At 54.1% G+C, this 6281-nt stretch carries 3 protein-coding genes; all 3 read right to left on the bottom strand.

The features are described from left to right. Positions 1-73: 73 nt before the first annotated feature. The 3 genes from VN105_RS13370 to VN105_RS13360 are packed head-to-tail and all read right to left on the bottom strand — an operon-like array spanning position 74 to position 6148. The gene (locus tag VN105_RS13370) at positions 74-1348 is read right to left on the bottom strand and encodes a polysaccharide pyruvyl transferase family protein (RefSeq protein WP_325641654.1); all 1275 of its coding nucleotides are present in this window, start codon (positions 1346-1348) and stop codon (positions 74-76) included. A gap of 23 nt (positions 1349-1371) precedes the next feature. Next, a complete protein-coding gene (locus VN105_RS13365; RefSeq protein WP_325641652.1) occupies positions 1372-2823 on the bottom strand; it encodes a RagB/SusD family nutrient uptake outer membrane protein in 1452 nt (483 codons plus the stop codon). 10 nt (positions 2824-2833) lie between these two features. Next, positions 2834-6148, bottom strand: coding sequence for a TonB-dependent receptor (locus VN105_RS13360; protein ID WP_325641650.1), 3315 nt, complete (start codon positions 6146-6148; stop codon positions 2834-2836). Between the last annotated feature and the right edge of the window lie 133 nt (positions 6149-6281).

Genomic DNA, 6281 nt, shown 5'->3' with positions numbered 1-6281 from the left:
GTATTGACTTCCGTTTTTTCCGGTTGATGTATACAGTTTATTGCTGTTCCATATACAGTCATCCCTTCTTCACTTATGCATTCAGCTTGTTTTTTAACACGCCCATTGTTTCCCGTTGTTTATCTTCTACAAACTGCTGTCCCTTTTTTGCCAGCTGCTTTGCTGCGGCAGGGTCTTTTGCCATGGCTAGCGCGGCGGGCAGTATTTTGGGGATGTCTGCCTCGTTGTCCATATCAAACAGCCATTCGCCCAGGCCAATGTCGCGCCACATTATACCTTTGCTGGTTTGTTCTTGAAAGCGGCCTACCATGGCCGGAATGCCGTGGCCGATGCACATAATGGGAGAGTGCATTTCCAGCCCGAACATGCCGGCGGAGCGGCGGTAGGTGCTAAGCGCTTCGTCTGTCAGCCAATAACGGTCCCGCCAAACTACTTTCGCTTTTACATCTTCCGGCAATTTATCGTACAAAATTTCTTTGCCTAGTTTTACCTGTGTTTCATCTTCCGGGCAGATGAGTATTTTCATGGGTGTTTGCCGTACCACTTCCACAATGGCTTCGCGGATAGGGGCGTTGTCATGCTCTTTCATTTCCTGGTTGCGTGCGTCCTTTTTTTCGTCAATTGGCCGCTTTTTGGAAGGTATTTCCCAATATGGGGTGAAACGCTGCCGGGGTATAACGCAAAGGAACTGGCCTGCTTCCAGCCCGTGTTCTTTCATGAAAGCCTCTGCCGCTGCATCGTTCTGCAGATCTACTGCAAAGGCGCCATCTGGTGCAAAGCCCATAATGGGGCATTTCACACCATGGTCTTTCGCAAACTGCAGGGAAATGGAATCCCGGAAATAGGCAAACTGCGCTTTGGTGAGCAGCTCCACTTCCATGGGGAAAGCTGCTTTGGTGGTGGCAGACGGCTCCCCGTAATAGCCGGGGAAGGTAATGCCGTAAATGCCGTAAGGCTTGCCGGTGGCGGCCCAGCGCGCTACGTCTTTACGAGCTGTCAGGGAAGGGCCGGAGCCATGCAGCAGAAAATCAGACTGGGCAATGGCGGCGTCTACTTCTTCTTTACCCTCCACTATTTTTACTTTCGGGAAACGCCGCTGCAGCATTTCTTTCACGCCGTTATCTACACTGGAAGGCCAGAGTATGACGTCCGCATCGGGAATATGTTTTTCCAACAGCGCGAGCACGCCGGGGGTATGGCCAATATCCCCGATGTTGACGGTTTGCCATGAAGAGCGGAGCAAGATGGTTTTCTTTTTGCTGTTGCAGGAGCTTGCCAGTGAAGGCAGGCCCGCCAGCAATGCCAGCATAGCCGGCGTTTGGGTCAGAAAGTGTCTGCGTGTATACATGACGTTGTTATTGTTTTAATGGATTAATAGCCTGGGTTTTGTTCCAGCGTGGGGCTGGCGTCCATAACAGACAGGGGGATGGGGAACAGTTCATGGAAGGGCTGTATCTCTGCATTCCGGTTGTAGCTGTTCTCCGCTTTCACGGCGTCTATCAGCCTGCCGGTGCGCACCAGGTCAAAGCGGCGGCTGTTCTCAAAAGCCAGCTCCAGCCTTCTTTCCAGCCAAACGGCTTCTTTGAAATCCTGGTAGCCCAGTCCGCTCAGGTTTGCCAGCCCGGCGCGCGTACGCACATTGTTCAACGCAGTATAGGCTTCAACGGTAGGGGCGCCGTTAGCTTCATTGGCCGCTTCGGCGTATATGAGCAACACGTCTGCATACCGCAATACCGGCCGGCTGGTGCCTTCGCCACCGTTAGTTTTGGCGCTTCTGTCCCACAGCTTCTGGAAGGATACGGCTTTGCTGGGATCGGGGTCTGTGATGGAAAGATTGGTAGTAACGCCGTTGTAGGTATAGGAGGTCATGAAGGTAACAGGCTTCCGCTTGTCGTTAGCCGCGTAAGCGTTAAAGAGGCTTTCCGTGGGCCTTGCGATGGCAGAGCCTCCGCCGGGGAAAATAGGCGCCGCGCGCGGTCCGTAGCCTCGCCCTGTGCCGTGACCGTAAACATCTGTGAGGTATTGCACTTCCAGCATGTTTTCCTTGCCGCCGCGGGCGGTGAGTGCAAAGGCATCCGCAAAATTAGCATAGAGGCCATACACACCCTGGTCTATCACTTCTTTGGCTTTGGCGGCTGCCTGGCCCCAGAAGGGAGAGCTTTTGTCTGTACCCGCGCGGGTGAGGTATACCTTTGCCAGCAGCCCTTTGGCGGCTCCTGAAGTCACTCTGCCGGCATCTGCAGCAGGATAGCTTGGTGGCAGTACGTTTTCCGCTTCCGTGAGGTCTTTCTCTATCTGCGCATATACTTCGTCAACGCTTTTACGCGGTATGTCGAGCCCTTCCAGTGTAGCCGTTTCCGTTATAGTAATGGGCACGCCGCCATAGAGGCGTACCAGGTTGAAGTAGTGCAGTGCGCGCAGCACCTTGGCTTCGGCTATGTACCTGTTTTTCAGCTCTTCGTTCATGGGAATGCCGGGCAGCCTGTCTATCAGCGTATTAGACCGGTTGATGCCTGCATAGGCGCCACTGTAAATATTGATGAAAGAATTGGAAGGCGTGAGGTTGTACCTCCAGAGAAGCACCCTGTCTGCGGCGCCGGAAAGGAAAGGCACAGCATCGTCTGTAGTCACCAGGTCAGGGAAAGGGTCCAGCACGCCCATGCTCTTGTAACAAGCTCCCAATGCGGATTTGGCGTCTTCCGCTGTTTTATAGTAGGTGGCATTGGTGAGGTTGGTAACGGATGCAATATCCAGCTGCTTTTCGCAGGCGGTGCCAGTCAATAGTATACCCGCCATCAGCATATATATTGTTTGTTTGATCATCTTCATAAGATTAAAATTTCAGATTAATGCCTGCCAGTATGGTTTTGGCTGCCGGATAGGTACCATAGTCAAGCCCCTGGCTGAGAGAGGAGCTACCGAAGCGGTTCACCTCGGGGTCGTAGCCATAGTACCGGGTAATGGTGAACAGGTTCTGCGCAGCAATGTACACCTTCAGTGAGTTGACATGCAGACGGCTGAGCCAGTTCTGCGGCAGGTTGTAGCCCAATGAAATATTCTTGAAGCGGAGGTAAGAGCCGTCTTCCACCTGGAAGCTGCTGAGCACGCGGGAACCGCCTGCCGCGTTGGCGCGGGGCATGCTATTGCTGGGATGCTGCGGCGTCCAGCGGTCCAGCACGCGGGCGCTCTGGTTGTTGCCAGCGGTGAGGTTCAGCAGGTCAAAGTTACCGTAGTTCAGTATCTCGTTCCCATAGTTCCCCTGTATGAACACATTCAGTTCTATACCCCTGTAGGTGAAAGTATTATTAAGGCCGCCGAAAAGATCAGGATTGGAATTGCCGATGATGTCCCTGTCGTTATCATTGATCACACCGTCATTGTTACGGTCTTTATAACGGATGTCTCCGGGTTTGGCGGTTTTCTGGGCGGAGGCTTCTATTTCTTCCTTGCTCTGGAAGATGCCATCCATCACCAGCCCGTAAAAATTGCCAAGGGAGCTACCTACCTGCAGCAGGATGGGATTGATGGTGGTGTTAAAAATGCGGGCGTCTGCACCGGCGGTAAAGCTTTCCCGGCCATCCAGCCGCAGTACCTTGTTACGGTTAAAGGTGATGTTGAAATCGGTGGTCCACCGGAAATCATGCCGGTCTATGTTCACGCTGGTCAGCGCAAGTTCCACACCCCGGTTGCGCACGCTGCCAATGTTCTTGAGCGTGGTGGTGAAGCCGGAAGAGGTGGGCACGCTCACGGAAAACAGCAGGTCAGCAGTTTTTTTATTGTAATAGTCGGCCGTGAACTGAAGGCGGTTGTTGAAGAAGGCCAGGTCTATACCAGCATCGAACTGCGCGTTTTTCTCCCAGCGCAGGTCAGGGTTGGCAATGCCGGAGGTGTATGCTGAAGACTGCAGGGTACCGCCCAGTACGTATTGGGAAATGGCAATATTAGCCAGGTATTGATAATCTCCGATTTCCTGGTTGCCGGAAAGGCCATAGCTCACGCGCACCTTGGCATCGGAGAAAATGGATTGCTTCTGCATGAAGCGCTCGTTCATCAGCTTCCAGGCCAGCGCGCCGGAGGGGAAGATGCCGAACTTGCGCCGCGGGCCGAAGCGGCTGGAACCATCGCGCCGGGCGGTAAGGGTGAGCAGGAAACGGTCGTCAAACCCGTAATTGACGCGCGCAATGTAAGAGATCAGTTTCCAGTTGCTGGCGTCCGAGCTGGGTGCTACGAGCGTAGAGCTCGCCTCCAGGTTATTGTACTGGGCAAAGTCGTCAGAAAAAGTATTGGCCCTGGCCGTAACGTTTTCTGTGTTCAGGCCCTGGATGGTATAGCCCAGCAGTGCGGTGAGAGAATGATAGTGGCCCAGTTGGCGGGTGTAATGCAGTGTGTTTTCATTGAGCCAGTTGATGCTCTGCGAGTTAGCCACAGCGGCGGAGCCGCCCAGGGAAGCACCGGCCAGGGCTTTGCGCGTGGTGTAATTGTTGGTTTTGGAGGCTTGCAGGTCTGCGCCGAAGCTGGTGCGGAAATGCAGCCCGTCAATGATCTCATAGTCCAGGTAAGTGTTGGCCAGCAGGCGCAGCACGGAATTTTTGTTGATGATCTCGTTGGCAACGGCCAGCGGATTATCAACGCCGTACCCGTTCAGCGATCCCTGGTTTTTATAATAGCTGCCATCTTCATTGAACACAGGGAAGGTGGGGGAATAGCTCAGGGCTGAGCTGGTAACGCCGCCGCCTTCTGTTCCGTCTACATCAGTTCTGGCGCTGTTGCTCTGCGTGTAGGCGCCCTGCATGGAAAGGCCGGTCTTTACGCGGGAACTGATGTCGTTAGTAAGGTTTACGCGCAGGGTATACCGTTTGAAGCCGGAGTTTTTGATGATGCCCTGCTGGTCATAATACCCTGCTGAAATGGAGTAGCGGGATTTTTCAGAGCCGCCGCTCACGCCCAGCTGGTGGTTCTGGATGGGTGCATTGCGCAATATAACATCCTGCCAGTCAGTGCCTTCTCCGAAAGTTTCCGGCAGCGCCCTTTCCGGCGTGCTTCCGTCAAAGTAGGGTACCGCGCCGTTGTTGGTCAGCGCTTCGTTCACGAACAATGCGAACTGCTGCGCGTTCAGCAGCGGAATAGTTCTGCGTGCGGATTGCGAGCCATAGTAGCCGTTGTAGCTCACCACGGCCTTGCCCGGTTTGCCTTGTTTGGTGGTAACCATCACTACGCCATTAGAGCCCCTGGAGCCATAGATGGCAGTAGCGGAAGCATCTTTCAGTATTTCGATAGACGCTACGTCGTCTGCATTAATAGAATTAAGCCCGCCCGATACGGGGAAGCCGTCTATCACGTACAAGGGGTCATTGCCGGCATTCACGGAGCCGGAACCGCGTATGCGGATGGTGGCCGCACCGCCTGGCCGCGCGGAGTTGGTGGTAACCTGTACGCCCGCGGCACGGCCTTGCATGGCTCTGTCTAAAGAGGGGATGGGGGTTGATTTGATGGTCGCTTCTCCCACTTTGGCCACTGCGCCGGTGAGGTCACTTTTCTTCACGGTACCGTACCCTACCACTACCGTTTCATTGAGGCTGCTGGCAGATTCTTTGAGGGTAATGCTCACCGCGCCGCTGCGGGCCGCCAGTTCCTGCGGCTCAAAACCCAGTGAGCTGACCTGCAGTACTGCGCCGGGGCGCACGCCTTTCAGGGAAAAGTGGCCGTTACCGTCTGTGTTGGTGCCCTGCATGGTGCCTTTCACCAACACGGTAGCGCCCAGCACCGGTTCGCCTTTGGAATCTGTAACCCTGCCGGTGGCAGTGATCAGCGAGTCTGCCGCGGGCGGCGGCGCTTCGGTTGGATTATCGGCAGGCCGGCGTTTAATAATGATGCTGTTGCCTTCAAGGGTGTAGCTGATCGGCTGGTCTTTTATACAAAGGTCCAGCACCTGCTTCAGTGAGGCGTTCTTAACAGACAGCGTAACCGGCGCTGTATTGCGCAGCACCGTTTCGCTATAGATCACAGACACGCCGGTGCGCGCGGTGATTTCCTTGAACAGTTTTTGCAGCGGTACTTTTTTGACCGACAGCGTTACCTGCTGTGAAAGACCGGTTGCACTCACATGCATGCATATTACAAAGAGGATAAATGCAGTGATCTTGATCATTTTACACAACGTAGTTAAAAGCCTGCGTCGGGCTTTTTCATTCGCATTAAAATACATACTTTAGCGGTGTTTGGTAGTCTAACAATAGTCCTTCTCAGATTATCGGGAATACCAGATGCAGCCGGGAGTGTTG

Source organism: Chitinophaga sp. (assembly GCF_035564935.1).
In the GTDB taxonomy this organism is placed as follows: Bacteria; Bacteroidota; Bacteroidia; order Chitinophagales; family Chitinophagaceae; genus Chitinophaga.
The sequence above is the reverse complement of the archived record's forward strand: the minus strand, read 5'-3'. Positions and strand labels throughout refer to the sequence as shown.